Source organism: Pseudoalteromonas sp. SG44-8 (assembly GCF_014164125.1).
Lineage (GTDB): Bacteria > Pseudomonadota > Gammaproteobacteria > Enterobacterales > Alteromonadaceae > Pseudoalteromonas > Pseudoalteromonas rhizosphaerae.
On the sequence record NZ_JACJEQ010000037.1, the window covers coordinates 1 to 18,879 of the forward strand.

15 protein-coding genes are annotated in these 18,879 nt (G+C 41.2%); 4 read left to right on the forward strand and 11 right to left on the reverse strand.

Features of this window, described 5'->3' with window-relative positions:
* Positions 1-80 precede the first annotated feature (80 nt).
* On the reverse strand, positions 81-812 hold the full coding sequence (locus tag H5163_RS18995; RefSeq protein ID WP_145241412.1) for a M48 family metallopeptidase: 732 nt from the start codon (positions 810-812) through the stop codon (positions 81-83).
* A gap of 85 nt (positions 813-897) precedes the next feature.
* Here H5163_RS18995 and H5163_RS19000 point away from each other — a divergent pair, with 85 nt between their 5' ends.
* The 3 genes from H5163_RS19000 to H5163_RS19010 all read left to right on the forward strand — a co-directional run bounded on the left by H5163_RS19000 (position 898) and on the right by H5163_RS19010 (position 6,458).
* Positions 898-1,878: an ion channel gene (locus H5163_RS19000; protein WP_145241414.1), complete on the forward strand. Its 981-nt coding sequence runs from the start codon at positions 898-900 to the stop codon at positions 1,876-1,878.
* 249 nt (positions 1,879-2,127) lie between these two features.
* Positions 2,128-5,469, forward strand: a complete 3,342-nt coding sequence (locus tag H5163_RS19005; RefSeq protein ID WP_182735741.1) for an MHYT domain-containing protein — start codon at positions 2,128-2,130, stop codon at positions 5,467-5,469.
* On the forward strand, positions 5,469-6,458 hold the full coding sequence (locus tag H5163_RS19010) for a two-component system response regulator (RefSeq protein WP_182732488.1): 990 nt from the start codon (positions 5,469-5,471) through the stop codon (positions 6,456-6,458). Before H5163_RS19005 ends, H5163_RS19010 begins: the two co-directional genes overlap by 1 nt.
* Before the next feature lie 7 nt (positions 6,459-6,465).
* Here the strand turns inward: H5163_RS19010 and H5163_RS19015 are convergent, their stop codons facing one another.
* Together H5163_RS19015 and H5163_RS19020 are read right to left on the reverse strand one after the other, a co-directional pair.
* Positions 6,466-6,855, reverse strand: a complete 390-nt coding sequence (locus H5163_RS19015) for a VOC family protein (protein WP_145241420.1) — start codon at positions 6,853-6,855, stop codon at positions 6,466-6,468.
* Entirely contained in the window at positions 6,855-7,520 is a 666-nt protein-coding gene (locus H5163_RS19020; protein WP_145241422.1) for an HD domain-containing protein, read from the reverse strand. The genes H5163_RS19015 and H5163_RS19020 overlap by 1 nt, the downstream gene beginning before the upstream one ends.
* A gap of 138 nt (positions 7,521-7,658) precedes the next feature.
* Here H5163_RS19020 and H5163_RS19025 point away from each other — a divergent pair, with 138 nt between their 5' ends.
* Positions 7,659-8,849, forward strand: coding sequence for a class I SAM-dependent methyltransferase (locus H5163_RS19025; RefSeq protein ID WP_145241424.1), 1,191 nt, complete (start codon positions 7,659-7,661; stop codon positions 8,847-8,849).
* 34 nt (positions 8,850-8,883) lie between these two features.
* Here H5163_RS19025 and H5163_RS19030 read toward each other — a convergent pair whose 3' ends face one another.
* The 8 genes from H5163_RS19030 to H5163_RS19065 all read right to left on the reverse strand — a co-directional run bounded on the left by H5163_RS19030 (position 8,884) and on the right by H5163_RS19065 (position 18,841).
* Positions 8,884-9,180: a PilZ domain-containing protein gene (locus tag H5163_RS19030; RefSeq protein WP_145241426.1), complete on the reverse strand. Its 297-nt coding sequence runs from the start codon at positions 9,178-9,180 to the stop codon at positions 8,884-8,886.
* An 8-nt stretch (positions 9,181-9,188) separates the two neighbouring features.
* A complete protein-coding gene (locus H5163_RS19035) occupies positions 9,189-9,566 on the reverse strand; it encodes a PleD family two-component system response regulator (RefSeq protein ID WP_145241521.1) in 378 nt (125 codons plus the stop codon).
* A 72-nt stretch (positions 9,567-9,638) separates the two neighbouring features.
* Positions 9,639-13,526 (reverse strand): ATP-dependent RNA helicase HrpA, encoded by a 3,888-nt coding sequence (gene hrpA, locus H5163_RS19040; RefSeq protein ID WP_182735742.1) that lies wholly within the window; start codon positions 13,524-13,526, stop codon positions 9,639-9,641.
* Between the two features lie 170 nt (positions 13,527-13,696).
* Positions 13,697-14,041, reverse strand: a complete 345-nt coding sequence (locus tag H5163_RS19045; protein ID WP_145241430.1) for a 4a-hydroxytetrahydrobiopterin dehydratase — start codon at positions 14,039-14,041, stop codon at positions 13,697-13,699.
* Between the two features lie 9 nt (positions 14,042-14,050).
* On the reverse strand, positions 14,051-14,848 hold the full coding sequence (phhA, locus tag H5163_RS19050; RefSeq protein ID WP_145241432.1) for a phenylalanine 4-monooxygenase: 798 nt from the start codon (positions 14,846-14,848) through the stop codon (positions 14,051-14,053).
* Positions 14,849-15,060: 212 nt separating this feature from the next.
* Positions 15,061-16,242: a methionine gamma-lyase gene (gene megL, locus H5163_RS19055; RefSeq protein ID WP_182735743.1), complete on the reverse strand. Its 1,182-nt coding sequence runs from the start codon at positions 16,240-16,242 to the stop codon at positions 15,061-15,063.
* Between the two features lie 140 nt (positions 16,243-16,382).
* Positions 16,383-17,429 carry a TIGR01620 family protein gene (locus H5163_RS19060; protein ID WP_182718140.1) on the reverse strand — a complete coding sequence of 349 codons (1,047 nt, stop codon included), beginning with the start codon at positions 17,427-17,429 and terminating at the stop codon, positions 16,383-16,385.
* Entirely contained in the window at positions 17,426-18,841 is a 1,416-nt protein-coding gene (locus tag H5163_RS19065; protein WP_220494605.1) for a YcjX family protein, read from the reverse strand. Before H5163_RS19065 ends, H5163_RS19060 begins: the two co-directional genes overlap by 4 nt.
* Positions 18,842-18,879: the final 38 nt, after the last annotated feature.

The window sequence follows — 18,879 nt, forward strand, 5'->3', positions numbered from 1 at the left end:
GTAACTTTATCCTCGCTAACTTTATCCTCGGTCACTTTATCCTCGCTAACTTTACCCTCGGTAACTTTATCCTCGCTAACTCATTCGACTACCCATTGTAAACTCGCACCGTGTTGCCTTAACCATTTTGTTGCTTGCTTATAATCAGGATAAAACTCACTGACGCGCTGCCAAAATGCGGCACTGTGATTTAAATATTTCAAGTGAGCTAGTTCATGCACAATTACATAATCAATAATACTCTGCGGCGCACTGGCTAATAACAAATTAAAGGTCAATTCTCGTCGTCGATTACAACTGCCCCAACGACGCTTATAAGTATGAATGCGAATACTGCTAGGTAAAGCCTCTGCCATTTTTAGGCAATAAGCATGTACACGCATTTCAATATAATTTTCTAATTGCTCATGTAAAAAACTTTCGAGCAAGGTTTGGTACATTGGCTGCTGATGCTTAACCCGTCCAGAAAGATTTAGCTGTAACACATTCCCCTGCTGATTTTTTACTAGCTGCCATGCGCTGCGCGAGCTGACACCATAAGTCAGTATCATAGGTTGTGAAAAAACCAGTACGCGATTATCTTGTAATGGGTATTGGCGAGTATCAAGCATTTGACTTTGCTTATTAATTTGCGCATTGATCCAGTCAGTTTTACTTAGCAGCCAGCTTTCAAGTTCCTTTTTAGCAACCCCAACAGGCGCATAAACTGTGACACTTTGTTGCTGGACTTTGATAGCGACAGTTTTGCGGCGGCGACTACGTTTTAATGTATATTCAAACAAACCTAACTCTTGTAATTGACCGACAGTCATTGAACTAATTAACAGGTCACTATAATACCTTGCAAAATAACTGCTAATCTATAACTAAGTAGAATTAAATAAAGCGATATCAAACATGCCTGATAAGCCTTGTTGTCGTTATACCTCTCCCGATGGCCATCATTGTCAAGAAACAGACATGGGCTCAGGTTTTTGTTTTTGGCATGATGCCAAATTTGATAAGTCAGGCTTAGATCTGACCCAAAAATTAGAGCGCTATGCAAAAAAGGGAGGATTATTACAGGGATTGCAATTAAAACGCGCTAACCTCAATGGGCTTAATTTGATAAAACAAGATGATGAGGATGGTTTTGATTTATCTTACAGTAATTTTTATCGTGCAACGCTCACCAACGCTCACCTGTTTAATAATAAAATAGCCCACAGTTCACTGATGAAAGCCAACTTGCACGAAGCAAGCCTGCATTACTGCAACCTACAAGATACAAATTTATTGGGTATAAAACTAAACAACACCCGTATTGATAACATTGAGCTAGGCGCTGAACTATTACAGGAAAAACAAGCTAAAGCAGCGCTTAAACATACAGATAAAAGCGCAGCCCTTGACTTATTTGAACAATCAGAAGAAATATTTCGCAATTTACGTAAAGCATCAGAACAACAAGGCTTATTTGAACTGGCGGGTAATTTCACGTACAAAGAACTGCGGATGCGTCACGCACAATATCCACGGGGTTCAAAAAAACGATTAGCCTCGAGCTGTATTGATATGTTGTGCGGGTATGGTGAAAAGCCTGAAAATGTGATCCGTTTTAGTTTGTCACTGATCATCTGCTGCGCCCTGTGTTATTTTATTTTTGGGGTGATGGATGCTGGTCGTATTATGCAGTTCAATCCGGCGGCAACATTAAGTGATAATTTATTAGCCCTACTTAATAGCTTCTATTTTAGCGTGGTTACTTTTACAACCTTAGGATATGGCGATATTACTCCGGTTGGTTTCTCCCGATTCGTTGCTGCAGTTGAAGCGTTTTGCGGGAGTTTCTCTCTGGCACTATTCGTAGTCGTATTTGTCAAACGTATGACCCGATAATTACCGATTACTTTATCTGCGAAAATAAATAGTTCAGCTAAATACCTGCTATAAAACTGGTTATAAATGATGCTATCATTACGCACAATGAAACTTAGCGAATTGATTTTAAAAAGTTTTTGATTTTGTTAAATTTTGCAGCTAAATATGTAAACAAATAACAGGCATTTGCGCAAAATTAATTAATTGTCTTAACATATATTTCAGGTGATATTAGTTATTACTGAAATAACAGTGTATTGAGCCGTTATGCTTACCGCTTTTTTTATTACCGATCACGATCCGAGCCTTCTTATTAATGGTGTTTATGACCCATTTTTAGTCGCTCTGTCTGTTTTAACGGCTATTTTCTCTGCATTTTTTGCAACTTACATGATCGATCTGGCCAAAGAAACACGCTTCAAAAGTTATCAAAAATTAGCCAACTCAACGGCTTCCTTGGTACTTTCTGGCGGTATTTGGAGTATGCATTTTATTGGTATGTTGGCATTTTCACTGTGTACAAATATCAGCTACGACCCAACACTCACCTTTTTATCTTTCATTCCAGCATTTTTAGCCTGCCTAACTGGCGTGTCATTATTAGTAAAAAATAACGCCACTATTTTCAGTTTAATACTGCCCTCGGTACTACTCGGCGCAGGTATCGGCACTATGCATTACAGTGGTATGGCAGCAATGGAATTGAGCCCGCTGCTACGCTACGATCCATTGATGTTTGGGTTGTCAATTATCGTTGCCGTTGTACTGGCGTTTATATCTTTATATGCTCGCTTTAATATTAAAAAGCACCTCCCAACACTAAATTCTTTGCAGACGCGGTTGATCAGCGCAATCATTTTGGGTTTTGCTGTTGCAGGTATGCATTACATGGGAATGGCGGCAACACGGTTTGTTGCAACCTCGCCATTAATTGGTAATGACAGCGCCAGCTCAGAACTTACATTTGTTGCTATTAGCGTAGTGTTCGCCACCATTATTCTAACCGCGATAGTTGCTATCATTAACGGTATGGTACGCTATCGCATGTTACTTGAAGAAAAAACAGGGAATGAATCTCGCTTAGAGGCTATTTTATCGACCGCTATAGATGGCATAGTAACAATTAACAATCGCGGTATTATCTTAAGCTTTAATAACGCTGCAGAGAATATTTTCGGCTGGCATAGCACTGATGTAAAGGGTAAAAACATAAAAATGCTGATGGCAGATGATATCGCAGCCGAGCATGATGAATATCTATTAAAGGCACATCACATCGATTTAGGTAAAGTTATTGGCGTCAATCGTGATGTTCTTGCTAAACATAAACAAGGTCACCTATTTCCTATTCGCTTAGGTATTGGTGAAGCAAACCAGCCAGGACAAGAGTCAATATTTGTTGGCTTTATTACTGACTTGACTGAGCAACGCAAACTACAACAAAACCTCATAGCGAAAGAACAACAATACCGCTCGCTGATGAATAATATGCCTGGCGTGGTATTTCGCTGCCAGTTGGATAAAAGCTGGAGCATGATTTTTATTAGCCCTAGCATTAATGAAGTAACTGGCTATGTCCCATCGGAATTTATCAATCAGCATATTCAGTTTAGTGATTTGATTTTTAAAGATGATAACAAACGCATCAATAAATCGGTCGAGCAAGCGATCGCTGCTAAATCGCAATACTCAATTGAATACCGACTACGTCATCGAAGTGGCAAGCTAATTTGGGTGCTTGAGAAAGGTAGCTTTGAGTTCAACAAGCAAGGTGAAGCGATTTGGATCGACGGCGTTATTATCGATATTAGTGAACGTCGTGAATACGAAGATAAATTAAAGTTGGCGAAAATAGCCGCCGAAGATGCAGCTCAAGCCAAACAGTCATTTATGGCGAATATGAGTCACGAAATTCGCACACCGATGAATTCGATTATTGGCTTTAGTGATTTATTGATGGATACCCCACTTGATCAAGACCAACAAAAGCACTTAATTATCGTAAATAATGCGGCTCGCTCGCTGTTACGGCTATTAAATGAAATATTGGATTCTGCAAAACTTGAAAAAGGTAAGCTGACCATTGAATTAGTGCATTTTAATCTTCAAGCGGTGCTTGATAGTATTATTTCTACATTTTGGTTAGAAGCAAAAAAGAAAGATCTAGAACTAACACTTACCATCAAAGAGTCTGTTCACCCTACTTATTACGGTGATCCAGACCGAATTCGCCAAGTTTTAACAAATTTAATTGGTAATGCAGTTAAGTTTACAGCTCAGGGCTCAGTGAATGTCACTGTCAGTACGACACAAAATAATTACTTATTTTTTGAAGTACAAGATACCGGTATTGGTATTGCTAAAGATCGTCTTAAAGCGGTATTTCAGCCTTTTGAACAAGCTGACGGGACTACTACACGTCGTTTTGGTGGCACTGGACTTGGTACTACTATCAGTAAGCAACTCGTTGAGCTGATGGGTGGCATAATCAACGTAGTCAGTGAAGAAGATAAAGGCAGCTGCTTTTATTTTTCATTGCCTTTAGAGGTCGGTGATGAAACCCAAGTCAATTACTTTGATAAGTTGCATACGCAATTACCTAAGCTGCGCATTTTAGTCGTTGATGATATAGCACAAAATGTTGAGCTACTACAGTTATTATTGTCGCGAGATCAGCATACGATTAGCTCTGCAAGCAACGGCTTAGAAGCGATCGCTATTTTTGAAAAACAAGATTTTGATGTTATTTTAATGGATATCCATATGCCTGAATGTGACGGTATTGCCGCGACCGAAAAAATTCGTGAAATTGAGCAACAACGACAGCTAAAAAAGACTCCGATCATTGCGCTCACCGCCAGTGTCTTACAGCAAGATAAATTAACGGCTAAAAAAGCGGGTATGAATGGCTTCGCCAATAAGCCTGTTGATATCAATCAATTGAATCAAGAGATTGCGCAAGTGCTTGGCTTTGGTTTAAATATAGAAACGCAAATTGCTCACATTGATCCCGCAGCACAGCATATTGATTTTAAAAAAGGACAGCAACTTTGGGGCAGTAAGTGTAAACAGCTGAGCGAAATACACCGTTTTTTTAAAGAGCAGCAGGCAACATGTGACATTATCTTTAATGATGGACTAAATGCCTTAAAAGATATTAATGGCACATTACATACCCTTAAAGGCTTATCTGGTAATTTAGGTTTACCGACTATGATGGCCCTACTTTCAACCTTAGAAAACAGCCAAGCCCCTGAGCAGCAGGCGCAAATAATTCAGCAATTGCAGATAGAGTTTAATGCGGTCAATGAGTTGTTAGCTAGAAAAACCAGCAGCTGTATAGCAGTGCAAAGCAGCGAAAAAAATACCCAAGTACTATCGCTCAGCGAATTTAAAATACTGTGTGAACAACTGCGTAAAGACGCAGAAAATGCAGAGCTCAATGATGAGTTGTTAGCAACATTAGCAGACAATGCCCCCGCTACTTATCAAAGTGATGTGGATGCATTAATCGAATATTTCGACCAGTTTGACTTTGACAATGCCCAGAGTACTCTTATTGCATTAATAGAGCTGCTCAATCAGGCAGCAAATTTGGAAACACACTGATGGACTTAATAACCGAACGCCCACGAATTCTTATTGTTGATGATGAACCCGCCAACCTTAAAGTCATGCGCGAAGTATTAGGGAATCAATATCGCCTCTCTTTTGCTAAATCGGGTGATGCCGCGCTCGCGTTAGTTGAAAAAGAGCCACCCAAACTCATTCTACTCGATATTATGATGCCAAATATGAGTGGTTTTGAAGTATGTCAGCTGCTTAAACAAAACCCTGCTACTGAGCATATTCCAGTCATTTTTGTGACTGCACTTGCGGATGAAAGTGATGAGTTTAAAGGTTTTGAAATTGGCGCGGTAGATTACATAACCAAGCCTATTAGTCCTGCAATCGTAAGAGCGCGTGTTAAAACTCATTTATCCCTAGTTCAGGCTGAGCAGCTAAAGTTGGCTCACGTTGATTTAGTCCATCGTTTAGGGTGCGCTGCCGAGTATAAAGACACCGATACTGGCGAGCATATTGTGCGCATGAGTAAATACAGTAAAATTTTAGCACTAGCCTATGGAATGACTGAACAACATGCTGAGCTTCTCAAACAAGCAGCACCGATGCATGACATTGGTAAAATCGGCATTCCCGATGCAATCTTGCTTAAACCAGGGAAATTAACAGCCGAAGAATTTGAACACATGAAACAGCATGCCAAAATCGGCGCTAAAATTTTAGCAAACTCGTCATCGCCGTTATTGCAGCTCGCCTATATACTTGCGATGGAGCATCATGAAAAATGGGATGGATCAGGTTATCCAAACGGTCTTAAAGGTGAGGAAATTTCGATTGAAGGACGTATTGTGGCAATCGCCGATGTATTCGATGCACTTACCTCTAAACGTCCCTATAAGCAAGCTTGGAGCGTTGATGAAGCCATAAGTCATATGCGCGAGCAAGCTGGTAAACACTTTGATCCTCAGCTTATCGCACTATTTGAAGGCCAGCTAGATGCTGTTTTAGCAGTGTACTCTGCCTACCAAGGCTAACCATATGCTAGATGTTGGCCGAGATATATGCATAGTCATGAGAGGTGATTTCATGACTATTACCACTTAAATCCTGAAAATAAACAGAGTATGTAACTTTGTGATCAGCAACCACGGTTTTAATATTTAAGTCAGCCAAATGCTTAAGCCAAGCGATAAACTGCTCTCCAGATGCGCCAAATGCAATCCCTTTACTACTGCCCTCTCGCTCAAATAACGCTAAGCGAATAGTTGCCGCAGGATCTTCTAGTGTTAAAGGCCCAGTACCCTCATCCCAAAAAGCAAGCTCTGGCACAATATTAAATCCAAGGACTGTTTTGTACCACGTGACGGCTTGCGCAAGGTTAGTCACATTTAAATGGCAATGATCGACACCAGATAAAGTAGGCATTGCCATTAGCCAATCTCCGACTTAAGTTGTTCAATAAATACCTGCATATATTCAGTACGACGCACCGCTTCTGCTTTTGCTGAAGGTGTATTCATACTCTGTGCAATATGTAATAGCTTGATGAAGAAGTGATCTAATGTATACAAGCTGTCATCCGGGCTGCGGTGGGCGCAAAATGGATCGTCAGGGTGATATAAATTGCGTCCGATTGAGCCCCCTACTTTCATACAGCGGCTGACACCAATTGCTCCTAAGGCATCCATACGATCAGCATCTTGAACGATTTGTGCTTCCACACTTTCAATTGCAATGTTAGCGCTAAAACTATGGGCTACAATAGCATGATGAATGGCATCAAAATATTGCGCGTCATACCCTATTGACGCTAAAAATGAAATTGCTTTATCTGCGGCCATTGTTGAAGCTTTAGCGCGATCCGGGTGGTTTTTAGCCACTGCAACACAGTCATGCAACCATGCTGCGGGTAACACCACGTCCATCGAAGCATCTTCAGCAAAGCAGAGCTGTTTTGCAACACGCACGACTCGTTCAATATGGGTAATATCGTGGGCGACATCAGCACTCACTAACGACAAAATAAAAGCACGGCAATGATTTTCTAGCTGTTGCAACGGCTCAGATAATACTAAAACGGGCAAACGTTGTTCCATAAATCCTGTAATTTCAAATTAATGCATTGAATTACTGTTACTTTACCGCGGTTATAGGCTGTTGTGCAAAACATTCATTGTATGTTCGAGCCTGCTTCACTAAAATACGCTCTTAATTTATCCGTAATGAGAAGCCTAATGTCATCTGTCGTATACCTAGAAGCTGGTCGTGAAAAATCACTAAAAAGAAAACACCCATGGTTGTTTTCAAAAGCCATCAAAAAAATAAAAGGTAAGCCAGGTTTAGGTGACACAGTGACCATTCACGATAGTAATGGTAAATTTTTAGCTACAGCGGCTTACAGTCCGCACTCACAGATCCGCGCGCGTGTTTGGAGCTTTGATGAAACAGAAATCATCGACCAAGCTTTTTTTGAACGTCGCTTACGTCGTGCCTTTGCGGCACGCGAGCAAGTAATTACTGAAGGTGGCTTAACGGGATTTCGGTTATGTGCCGCCGAGTCTGATTTTTTACCAGGTGTAACCATTGATAAATTTGACAACTTTTTAGTGTGTCAGTTATTAAGTGCCGGTGCTGAGCGCCATAAAGGTGAAATAGTTGGCGCTTTAATCGCTATTTTCCCAGGCTGTAACGTGTATGAGCGCTCTGATGTCGATGTGCGCACCAAAGAAGGCTTAGAGCCGACTATGGGCGTGTTATGGGGTAATAAGCCTGAGCAGCCAGTATTAATTGAAGAAAATGGTTTTAAAATTGAAGTAGACATTCTCGAAGGTCATAAAACCGGTTTCTACCTTGATCAACGTGATAGCCGTGCTGCATTAGAGCGTTTTTCAAAAGATAAAAGAGTACTTAACTGTTTTAGCTACACAGGTACCTTTTCATTGTATGCACTGCGTGGCGGCTGCGAGCATGTTACTAACGTTGACGTATCGCAACCCGCGCTTGATACCGCAAAACGTAATGTCGAGCACAATAATCTTGATTTAGATAAAGTTGACTTCATAAAACAAGATGTATTTAAATTACTACGCCAATACCGTGAAGATGGGGTGTTATTCGATACTATCGTTATGGACCCACCTAAATTTGCTGATAACAAAGCACAACTAACGGGTGCGTGTCGTGGCTATAAAGATATCAATATGATTGCCATGCAAATTCTTAAACCAGGTGGTACGTTGCTTACGTTCTCATGTTCAGGTTTAATGGAGCAAAATTTATTTCAAAAAGTGGTTGCTGATGCAGCCCTTGATGCTGGTAAGGATTTGTTGATCATGGAGCGTTTAAACCAAGCTGCTGATCATCCAATCGCAGGCAGTTACCCTGAAGGTTTTTACCTAAAAGGCCTGATCTGTAAAGTTTACTAAACTGACTGCAACTAATTAACCTGAGTTCATCAGGTTAATTAAACTGCATTATTTCTAGCCCAGCGGTTACCGTGCCATCACTTTCTTTGCTGGCACGAACGACTTTTGCTGTTGCATCAAGTGGTGCAATGGCAGGGCTGGTCGAATCAATATTCACCTTCACAATGGTGCCCAGTTCAAGTAATTCATCCAACTGCAGTGACAACCCAGTTGCACTTAAATCGACACATACAGCATCAAAATGTTGATCAGCGACTGGCTCAAGTGTGGTTAATTTTGCCTGTGCATTTAATTGCATACGTCTAAAATTACGTTTATCTTCATTTAGCATAATAACTCCTAAACAACCGTATTGATTTTTTCTAATAACCCCACGACCGAAAAAGGCTTCACCACATAGGCATCGCAACCGGCATCAAAACCAGCTTGTTGTTCCTGTACGGATTCTAAGCCTGACACCATAACAACAGGAATATTACGAGTTTCAGGGGTGTTCTTCAACATTCGACACGTGTCGTAACCATCTAGGCCGGGCATACATACATCGAGTAAAATCGCATCCGGTGGATTTGCAATAGCCGACGATAAACAGCTCTTACCTGATTCAGCATAACTGAGCTCAAAATCCGCTGATAAAGCGACTTTGAGCATTTCAAAATTAAAGTACTCGTCATCTACAACTAGTAAACGCGGGTGTGTATTAGCGGATGAGCGCATGGTTAATATCAGTTCCTTCTCATCTAACAAATATTTCCTTCCAAGGTATTCGATGTTTACTAAATACCAAACTCAATCAATTTCTTTCAGAGCATTCAATACACGCTTAGCTGAAATCGGATACGGTGTCCCTAACGTTTGCGCAAACAAGGATACTCTAAGCTCTTGTTGCATCCAAAAAATATCCTGCAATTGTTGCGGAGCAGGCATTCCAGGCGGCACTTTTTTCAGCTGTTTTTGATACTCTTGAGCAACCTTTTCTAACTCAAGTACACATAATCTGTCACGATTTGGATCAACTGGCAACTTTTCTAAGCGTTTTTCTATTGCTTTTAAGTAACGAATTAAATCACTAAGTTTGTCTGCGCCATGATTTGAAACAAAGCCTTTGAATACCAAAGATCCCAGTTGGCTTTTTATATCTCCATGTGCAGTGATCATGGTTAAATCAACTCGCCCTTTCATTTTTTTATGTAACGCATGCGCAATACTCAACACTTGCTCAACTTGGGTTGCAATAGCAACAACCGCATCGCCGAGCTCACCGCGCACGTGCTCTTTTACTTGCTCAAACGCTTGTTCGGTGCGTACATCGCCTAATTTTACCAATAAACTGTCAACGCCTGCGGCAATACAGTCATCAATTAAATCAGCAACCTTACCAAACGGATTAAAATATAGACCTAATTTAGCCTTATTGGGTAAGTTTTGTTGCAAATATTTTATCGGCGAAGGTACATTCAGTAATACCAAACGGCGTAACCCCTGCTGATGGGCAGTTTGCGCTTTAACTTCGTTATCAAATAGCTCCACTGCCGCCGATGATTTTTTATCTACCAGCGCAGGGTACGCTTTGATTTCATACTGGCCTTGTTTTTTCACATAGGATACCGGTAACTTGCCAAAATCCCATTGCAATAGGTCAGCTTTTTCAATGCCTTTATCTGCCACTTTAGACAGCGTTTGCGTCACTTTACCCTGCAATTGCGCTTTGAGTTTCGCTAAATCCATACCTCGGGCAAGTACATTATCTTTTTCATCACGAACTTCAAACTGCAGTCTTAAGTGAGTCGCAAGGGTGGTTAAATCCCAGGCCTCTGGATCAACTTTTACACCTGTCATACGTAATAAACGCGTACTGAGTGCCTCAATGAAGTTACCTTGCATAGGCTCGATTGCTGCAAGAACCGCATCTGCGTAATTTGGCGCAGGCACAAAATTACGACGTAGTGATTTAGGTAAAGATTTAATTAAACCGGTGATCAACTCATGACGAAATGCCGGAATATGCCAGTCAAAGCCAGCTTCTTCTACTTGGTTTAGTAAGGCCACCGGAATATGCACTGCAACCCCATCGACCGCTTGGCCTGGATCAAAATGATAGCTCAACGGCAACATTAAATTGCCTTGTTGCCATACATCGGGGTAATCAAACTCAGTAACACTATCAGCACCGTGTTGCATTAAATCATCACGTGTCATTTGCAAGTAATGTTTATCCTGCTGCTTTTGCGTTTTATACCATTTATTAAATGCTGCACGACTGTTTATTTGAGCAGGAATTTTCTTATCGTAAAACTCATATAAGGTTTGCTCATCAACTAAAATATCACGACGGCGGCTTTTATTTTCTAGAGTTTGAATATCTTCAATCAGTTCGCGATTAAACTGCAAAAACCCTTCATTTTGACCTAAATCTTGCTCTACTAAGGCACTGCGAATAAACAACTGGCGGCTAACTTTCGGGTCAATGTTACTGTACACACAGCGACGCTTTGACACTATGATCAGCCCGTATAATACCTGCTGTTCGAAAGCGATCACTGCGCCGGGCTTTTTCTCCCAATGCGGCTCACTGTAACTGCGTTTTACTAAGTGTTGTGCTAATGGTTCAACCCAATCGATGTTAATTTTGGCATTAATACGTGCATATAATTTACTGGTTTCAACCAGCTCTGCCGACATCAACCATTTTGGGCTTTTCTTAAATAATCCAGAGCCTGGGAATACATGAAACTGACTGTTGCGAGCGCCTTTATATACTTGCTTTTCATCTTTAAAACCAATGTGACTGAGCATGCCACTCAATAGCGCTTGATGGATTTTATCGCCATCGGCAACATTGCTGGTCGCTTTCATGCCCATTTCATTGCACACAGTACTGAGCTGATAAACGATATCTTGCCACTCACGAATACGCATATAAGCGAGCATATCCTTTTGGCACAGCTTTCTGAATTGGCTGTTACTTAGCTCACTTTGCTGCTCTTCTAAGTAATTCCATAAATTTAAAAAGGCGATGAAATCTGAATCAGGATCGTCAAAACGGCCATGCTTTTCGTTTGCAGCAGCGCGTTTTTCTTGCGGGCGCTCGCGTGGATCTTGAATCGATAACGCCGCCACAATAATAATCACTTCACGCAGCGCACCCAGCTTTTGTGCTGTTAGTACCATTTTAGCTAAACGCGGGTCAACCGGTAAGCGGCTCAGTTCAATACCCGATTTAGTAAGCTGTGTATTGCTATTATGACGAGTGGGTTTAACCGCTTCAAGTTCCTCTAGTAACGTTAAGCCATCGTTGATATTACGGCTATCTGGTGCTTGTACAAATGGGAACTCGGCCATATCGCCCAACCCTAAGCCAAGCATTTTTAAAATAACGGAGGCTAAGTTAGTACGTAGTATTTCTGGATCAGTAAACTCTGGGCGCGAATTAAAATCATCTTCAGCATATAAACGAATACAAATACCCGCTTCCACACGGCCACAGCGGCCTTTTCGCTGATTGGCACTGGCTTGTGATATTGGCTCAATCGGTAAACGCTGCACTTTAGTACGATAACTATAACGGCTAATGCGCGCGGTACCAGGATCAATAACGTATCGAATACCCGGCACAGTAAGTGAGGTTTCAGCAACGTTGGTCGATAAAATAATATGACGACGACTATGGGGAGCAAAAATACGGTTTTGTTCTGCGTTAGAAAGGCGCGAATACAAAGGTAAAACATCCGCTCCTTTTAAATTACGTTTACTAAGGGCATCAGCAGTATCGCGTATTTCCCGTTCACCATTTAAGAAGATTAAAATATCGCCTGGGCCTTCTTGGCACAGCTCATCAACGGCATCAAAAATACCTTGCAGCTGGTCGCCTTCAGCCTCCATATCATTTTTATCAATTTCAACCAAAGGACGATAACGCACATCCACCGGAAATGTTCGTCCTGACACTTCAATAATCGGTGCATCATTAAAATGCTTTGAGAATCGCTCTGGATCAATGGTCGCAGAGGTAATAATTATTTTTAAATCAGGACGCTTTGGTAATAGGTTTTTCAAATAACCTAAAATAAAATCAATGTTTAAACTACGTTCATGAGCTTCATCAATAATAATGGTGTCATACTGGTTTAAAAATCGGTCTTGTTGAATTTCCGCCAGTAAAATACCGTCAGTCATCAACTTTATATAGCTGTTATTTGATACTTGATCGCTAAAACGAATTTTAAAACCCACTTGCTGGCCAAGTTCACATTGCATTTCATGAGCAATCCGATCCGCGACACTGCGCGCAGCCAAACGTCTTGGTTGGGTGTGACCGATATAACCATCAACGCCACGGCCAAGTTCTAAACACATTTTAGGAATTTGCGTGGTTTTACCTGAGCCGGTTTCACCCGCGATAATAACCACTTGGTTATTGGCGATAGCCTCTTTAATGTCGTCTTTTTTCTGACTGACGGGGAGCTGCTCAGGGTAAGTTACTTTAGGTAACTGAGCTAAGCGCACCTCTCGCAATTGTTGGCTACGTGCTATATCTGCAGTGATTTTTTCAATCACGGCTGCTTGTTTTGTTTCATCGGTTATTTTTTTTATGCCGTGAAGGCGTTTTTTAAAGATGAATTGATCTTTTCTTAAACACGTTTTTAGTTCACCAAACAATTGACCTAGGTTAACCACCCGCGACTACCTTATAAAATTTGAGTAAAGACGAGCGATTGTAGCAAACTTCGCCGCAGGGGTTAACTTTGCTGCGATATAAAATGTAATAACCAAAGCTTAAAACAATAAAAAAGGCGCTAATTAAGCGCCTTTCATGTTCTTTGGGCAGAACAATTGCTGTGTTTTATTTATAGAGCAGCGAAAACTTCATCTGTTTTGGCAGCACAAATAAAATCATTTTTGTGTAAGCCTTTAATTGAATGGCTCCACCACGTTACCGTTACTTTGCCCCACTCTGTTAGCAAGCCCGGGTGATGGCCTTCATCTTCAGCCATATCACCTACTTTATTAGTAAAAGCGATGGCTTGTTTAAAGTTTTTAAATTTATAAACACGCTCTAATTGCATAATACCGTCGCGTACTTCAGGCACCCAATCTGGGATCATTTTAATTAATTCAGCTAACTCGATATCTGATACTTGTGGAGCGTCTACGTGACAGGCTTCACATTTTTGTGCGCTTAATGATGACATCTTAAATCCTTAACTTGCTAATTTTTCTTTAGGAGGAAATTTTGGGTCATGTAACCCTAATTCTTTTGCTTGCGCAACTAACGCCATAATATCCAGCTGTGAAATATCAAATAAATCATGGATAGAATTAATGGTGTAGTACAAAGGCTGCATAATATCAATTCGGTACGGCGTGCGTAATACATCCAATACATTCATCGGGTTGATCTCGGGCTTATCTGAATACACGTATTGTGTTTCACCTGGACTTGATAAAATACCGCCACCATAAATACGCAGGCCATCATCTGTTTGCATTAGGCCAAACTCAACCGTAAACCAATACATACGGGCAAGGTAAACCCGATCTTTTTTCTCGGCAGCGTAACCTAACTGGCCATATTTATGCGTAAACTTGGCAAAATCAGGATTAGTAAGCATTGCACAATGACCAAATATTTCATGAAAAATATCAGGTTCTTGCAGGTAATCAAACTCTTCACGGCTACGAATAAAGGTTGCGACTGGAAATTGCTTATTTGCTAATAAACGAAAGAATTCATCAAAGTCGATTAAAGCTGGCACAGGCGTAACTTGCCAGCCGGTAGTCGCTAGTAATACTTCATTAAGCTCACTTAACTGCGGAATACGGTCATGAGGCAGGTTTATTTTTTCAAGCCCTTCCATGTATTCATTGCAAGCTTTGCCTGCAATACATTTTAGTTGGCGTGCGACTAGTTCTGACCATATTTTATTTTCTGCTTCGCTCCAATGGATAACGCCATTTTCATCTGGTGTCTTGGAGGTGTATTTACTTGCTTTAGCCATAATAACCTTCTTAGTGTTAAACCGATATCGGTGTCAACCTGTTAAGGAGATACTAAGCAAATGTAAGGCAAAGTTTAATAGCTGAGACAATATCAGCTATTAGCACCAAACCGCCTTTTGTACATCAAACATTACACTTTAAGATCAAAAAGTTTACAGTGCTATTTTTAAAGGGCTAGAAGCAATGTAAATTGTAAGATTAAATTTACAGCCTATACAATAAAAGTAAAAGCGCGGTTAAGGTCGTTAATTATATCGTTAACATCTTCAAGGCCAACAGATAGTCTGATCAGACCATCGCTAATACCCGCAGCTGCTCTTTCTTCGGGTGAATACGGTGAATGAGTCATCGATGCCGGATGTTGAATGAGTGTTTCGGCGTCTCCTAAACTCACGGCGAGTGTGCACAATTGGGTATTATTAATAAACTGCTCGCCATCTTTTAGGCTGCCTTTTAATTCAAAGGCAATAACGCCACCAGCCGCTTTCATTTGCTTACCGATAAACTTAAACCCTGGGTGAGATGCAAGTCCGGGGTAATAAACGGTATTAACTTGGGGATGCTGCTCTAAAAATTCAGCAATAATTTGCGCACTTTCACAATGACGCTGCATTCGTATCGCTAAGGTTTTTAAACCACGATTAATAAGCCATGCATCGTGTGGACTGATTGTTGCACCAATATCTTTAAGTACGGTCATTTTAATTAATGTAATGTGCTCTTGACTGCCACACACCAAACCAGCCACAACATCACCGTGACCATTTAAATATTTAGTAGCACTGTGAACAATTAAATCAATGCCATAATCAATTGGCTTTTGCAGTAACGGCGTGAGAAAGGTGTTATCTATTACACTGATCAAATTGTGTTGTTTTGCCACTTGTCCTATTAACGCTAAATCAATTACCGCCATAGTTGGATTAACTGGGGTTTCGGCAAAAATCATTTTTGAATTTGGTTTAATTGCATCGCGTAATTGCTGCTCATCGGTCATATCTACAAACGTCACTTCAATCCCCCAACGCGGCAACATATGTGCGAAGAAAGCAAACGTACAGCCATACAAAGCGCTTGATGCGACTAAATGATCGCCTTGCGATAAAAAACTTAATACCGATGCAGAAACCGCGCCCATTCCTGTGGCTGTTGCTGCAGCGGCTTCGCAACTTTCAAGTTGTGCGACTTTTTGTTCAAGCTCTGTCGTCGTCGGGTTACCTAAACGGGTATAAATATAGCCCGGTTCTTCACCAGCAAAACGTGCTGCACCTTGCGCGGCACTGCTAAAATGAAACGTTGAAGTTTGGTATAAAGGAGCAGTAAGTGCACCATGCGGATCATTGGCTTTTTCTGGTCCATGGATACATTGGCTGTCGATGTGGAGTTTGTTCATTGTCTGATCTTTTTTGATTATTATTGATCCCATAATCAAAACGTATCGCAGGATAAAGCACAAGCATGCCAGATGCTCAGATGGCTATAAATTTGGATGTAGTTAGTACAGTGGCCGTTCACCACTGTACAGATTTATTGTCAGCTCGTTTCTTTCGTGCCAGCTCCTGACGGCGAAGCTTTGCGGCTCATAATTTTGCTGGCAATCAATTGCGCAGTACCTTTAAGCAAGCTGCGCTTATGCTCAAGTCGTGGTAAAGGACGGCTTAGTTCCATCGCTTTATAACCAATGCGTGCGGTAAATATACCCGCGCTTAAGCCTTGTGCTGCACGTCCTGATAATTTACCTAGTAATTCAGCACTGAGCGCTGTAGCAGCTAAATCCGATACTAACTCAGCACTGCCAACAAACATCACTTGCTTGATCAACATACGATAGAGCTTGATCCGGCTAGCATAACCAAATCCGATACCGTAAATCTTACCTATTTGCTCAATCAGTTTTGTGCCCCGCCAAAGCACTGCCATCATATCCACCAGCGCTAATGGACTTAATGCCACTAACAAGCCTGATTCAGTGGCAAAACGGTTGATCAGCTTTTTAGCTTGAGTATCTTGTTTCACTAACAAACTATCGGCGTACAAGGTCATGATCTCTTTATCGCTATGATGGCTATCAATGCTTGCTTTAAACTCATCAAAGCCGGTTAACTGCTGATGTTTATTGAGTTTTTCAAGCCAAGGTAGTGCCCCACCAACCTGTTCGCTATTGAGCAAGCGATCCGCTTCATGACGATGTAATTGATTGCGTTTTAAGCTGCGCAACATTCTATATTCGCGCCATAACAAGCGCCCCAATAACAACACGCCACTGAGCACTGCAATTAAATATACGCTGCCTAAGATGATGGATTGCTGAAATGTCACAACCATAGAAAATATAAATTCAGCTAACACTAAAGTTATAAAGCTAATCGCAAACACCCCTTTCAGAGTTTGCCATTTTGACTTTTTATAAACAGGGGTTAAATCAATCTCTTCATCTTGGGGCTCATCGATAACGTGCTCATATTCATACTCCCCTTGATCGATCACTTTAGCTGGGGTCAAGGTAAGTTCATTGTCTATTGGCTGTTCACTAGTATCAATACGTCTGCCGGCTTGAAAGCCTGAAGCGGTCTTGCTCATGTTAGTTTGTCTCCTAAAAGGTACTGCATGACATGATCTAAACGAATGTGTTTTAGTTGCTTGTCTGGACTTGGCATTGGTGCAAACGATAAAAACTCAAAACCATGGCTTGGCCACTCATCTTTATTGAGCATGCGCATTGGTGGCTGCGGTGGTAAGTAGGTCAACCATTGCGACTCTGATAACGGCTTACCATAAATACAATTGAGGGTTTTACCTTGCTCAACCACTTGTTTTGGCATGGTTGCCGTAATAGATGACATCGCCATAGTTTCTATTTTAACGCCATCAAATTTTAAGTGATTACTTTGCTCGTGCACTAATGAGTCCAACAACAGCGCTAAATCTTTATGGTGTGCACTACTAATATGATCTGACTTATTCGCAGCAAACAATAGTTTATCTATATTGGGTTTAAACAAGCGTTTTAAAAAGCCAGTTTCGCCATAGTTAAAATGCGCAAGTAATTGTTTGATCACATCTCCTTGCTCTTGCAGCGTCTCAGGCCCTTCATTGAGCGCACTGAGCACATCAACAAGCACTATTTGCCGATCAAAGTTGCGAAAGTGTTGTGTATAAAATGGCTTAACCACTTCTTTCACATAAGCATTAAAGCGCTTTTGCAAGTGCGCCAAGTTAGACCCTGCAACCATCTCATCATTAGCCTGCGCAACTGGGAAAAACAGTAATAACGGTGCACCTTGTAATTCACCTGGCATCAGCATGCGTCCAGGTTGTAGCATCGCCAATTTAGTGTCTTTTTTAAGACTCACTAACAGTGTTTGATAGTGCGTAGCAATCGCGCTTAGCGCACTTTCATCTACTGGTGCTGTTAAATCAAGCTCGCTCAGTGCAGTTAAAAATGCCTGCGACTTTTCAACCCGAGGCGAGCGTTGTAGTAATGCATATTGCTGCTCACTCCACTGTTGATAGCTTTGCTCTAGCATGGGTAAATCAAGCAGCCACTCACCGGGGTAATCAATAATGTCTAAATACAAGGTTGATTGCGGTGCAAAGTAACCACGTAAGCCTGCGTCACTCCGGTATTTAATTGCTAGACGTAAAGTATTTATGCGCTCGGTTGATGCAGGCCAGTGTGGTTGCCCTTCAAGCGGCAATAAAGCACTCAGGGCTTTAGGGTAATCAAATGTAGGAATGGTCAGCGCTTGTTGTGGCACTATTTTTGTGGCGATATGGCGCTGTTGCTGCATAACATCAAAAAACGGTAAGTTTTTGTCTGTTGCTTGGCTGGTTAAATGCTTTACTAAAGCGGTAATAAAAGCGGTTTTACCACTGCCACTGAGGCCAGTTACCGCTAATTTTACGTGTTGATCTAAACTACGGTGAACAGCTTTTTCAGCCTTACCTTTGAGTTTATTAAAGGCGTTTTTTGCAGATGAAGTGTTTATCATAATGAGCTAGCACTTCAGCGCCATTATAAATTAGGTGG

Bases quoted from the DNA above. Each gene is read 5' to 3' on its own strand.
- H5163_RS18995 (WP_145241412.1), bottom strand. From the start codon at position 812: ATGACTGTCGGTCAATTACAAGAGTTAGGTTTGTTTGAATATACATTA.
- H5163_RS19000 (WP_145241414.1), top strand. From the start codon at position 898: ATGCCTGATAAGCCTTGTTGTCGTTATACCTCTCCCGATGGCCATCAT.
- H5163_RS19005 (WP_182735741.1), top strand. From the start codon at position 2,128: ATGCTTACCGCTTTTTTTATTACCGATCACGATCCGAGCCTTCTTATT.
- H5163_RS19010 (WP_182732488.1), top strand. From the start codon at position 5,469: ATGGACTTAATAACCGAACGCCCACGAATTCTTATTGTTGATGATGAA.
- H5163_RS19015 (WP_145241420.1), bottom strand. From the start codon at position 6,855: ATGGCAATGCCTACTTTATCTGGTGTCGATCATTGCCATTTAAATGTG.
- H5163_RS19020 (WP_145241422.1), bottom strand. From the start codon at position 7,520: ATGGAACAACGTTTGCCCGTTTTAGTATTATCTGAGCCGTTGCAACAG.
- H5163_RS19025 (WP_145241424.1), top strand. From the start codon at position 7,659: ATGTCATCTGTCGTATACCTAGAAGCTGGTCGTGAAAAATCACTAAAA.
- H5163_RS19030 (WP_145241426.1), bottom strand. From the start codon at position 9,180: ATGCTAAATGAAGATAAACGTAATTTTAGACGTATGCAATTAAATGCA.
- H5163_RS19035 (WP_145241521.1), bottom strand. From the start codon at position 9,566: ATGCGCTCATCCGCTAATACACACCCGCGTTTACTAGTTGTAGATGAC.
- H5163_RS19045 (WP_145241430.1), bottom strand. From the start codon at position 14,041: ATGTCATCATTAAGCGCACAAAAATGTGAAGCCTGTCACGTAGACGCT.
- phhA (WP_145241432.1), bottom strand. From the start codon at position 14,848: ATGGCTAAAGCAAGTAAATACACCTCCAAGACACCAGATGAAAATGGC.
- megL (WP_182735743.1), bottom strand. From the start codon at position 16,242: ATGAACAAACTCCACATCGACAGCCAATGTATCCATGGACCAGAAAAA.
- H5163_RS19060 (WP_182718140.1), bottom strand. From the start codon at position 17,429: ATGAGCAAGACCGCTTCAGGCTTTCAAGCCGGCAGACGTATTGATACT.
- H5163_RS19065 (WP_220494605.1), bottom strand. From the start codon at position 18,841: ATGATAAACACTTCATCTGCAAAAAACGCCTTTAATAAACTCAAAGGT.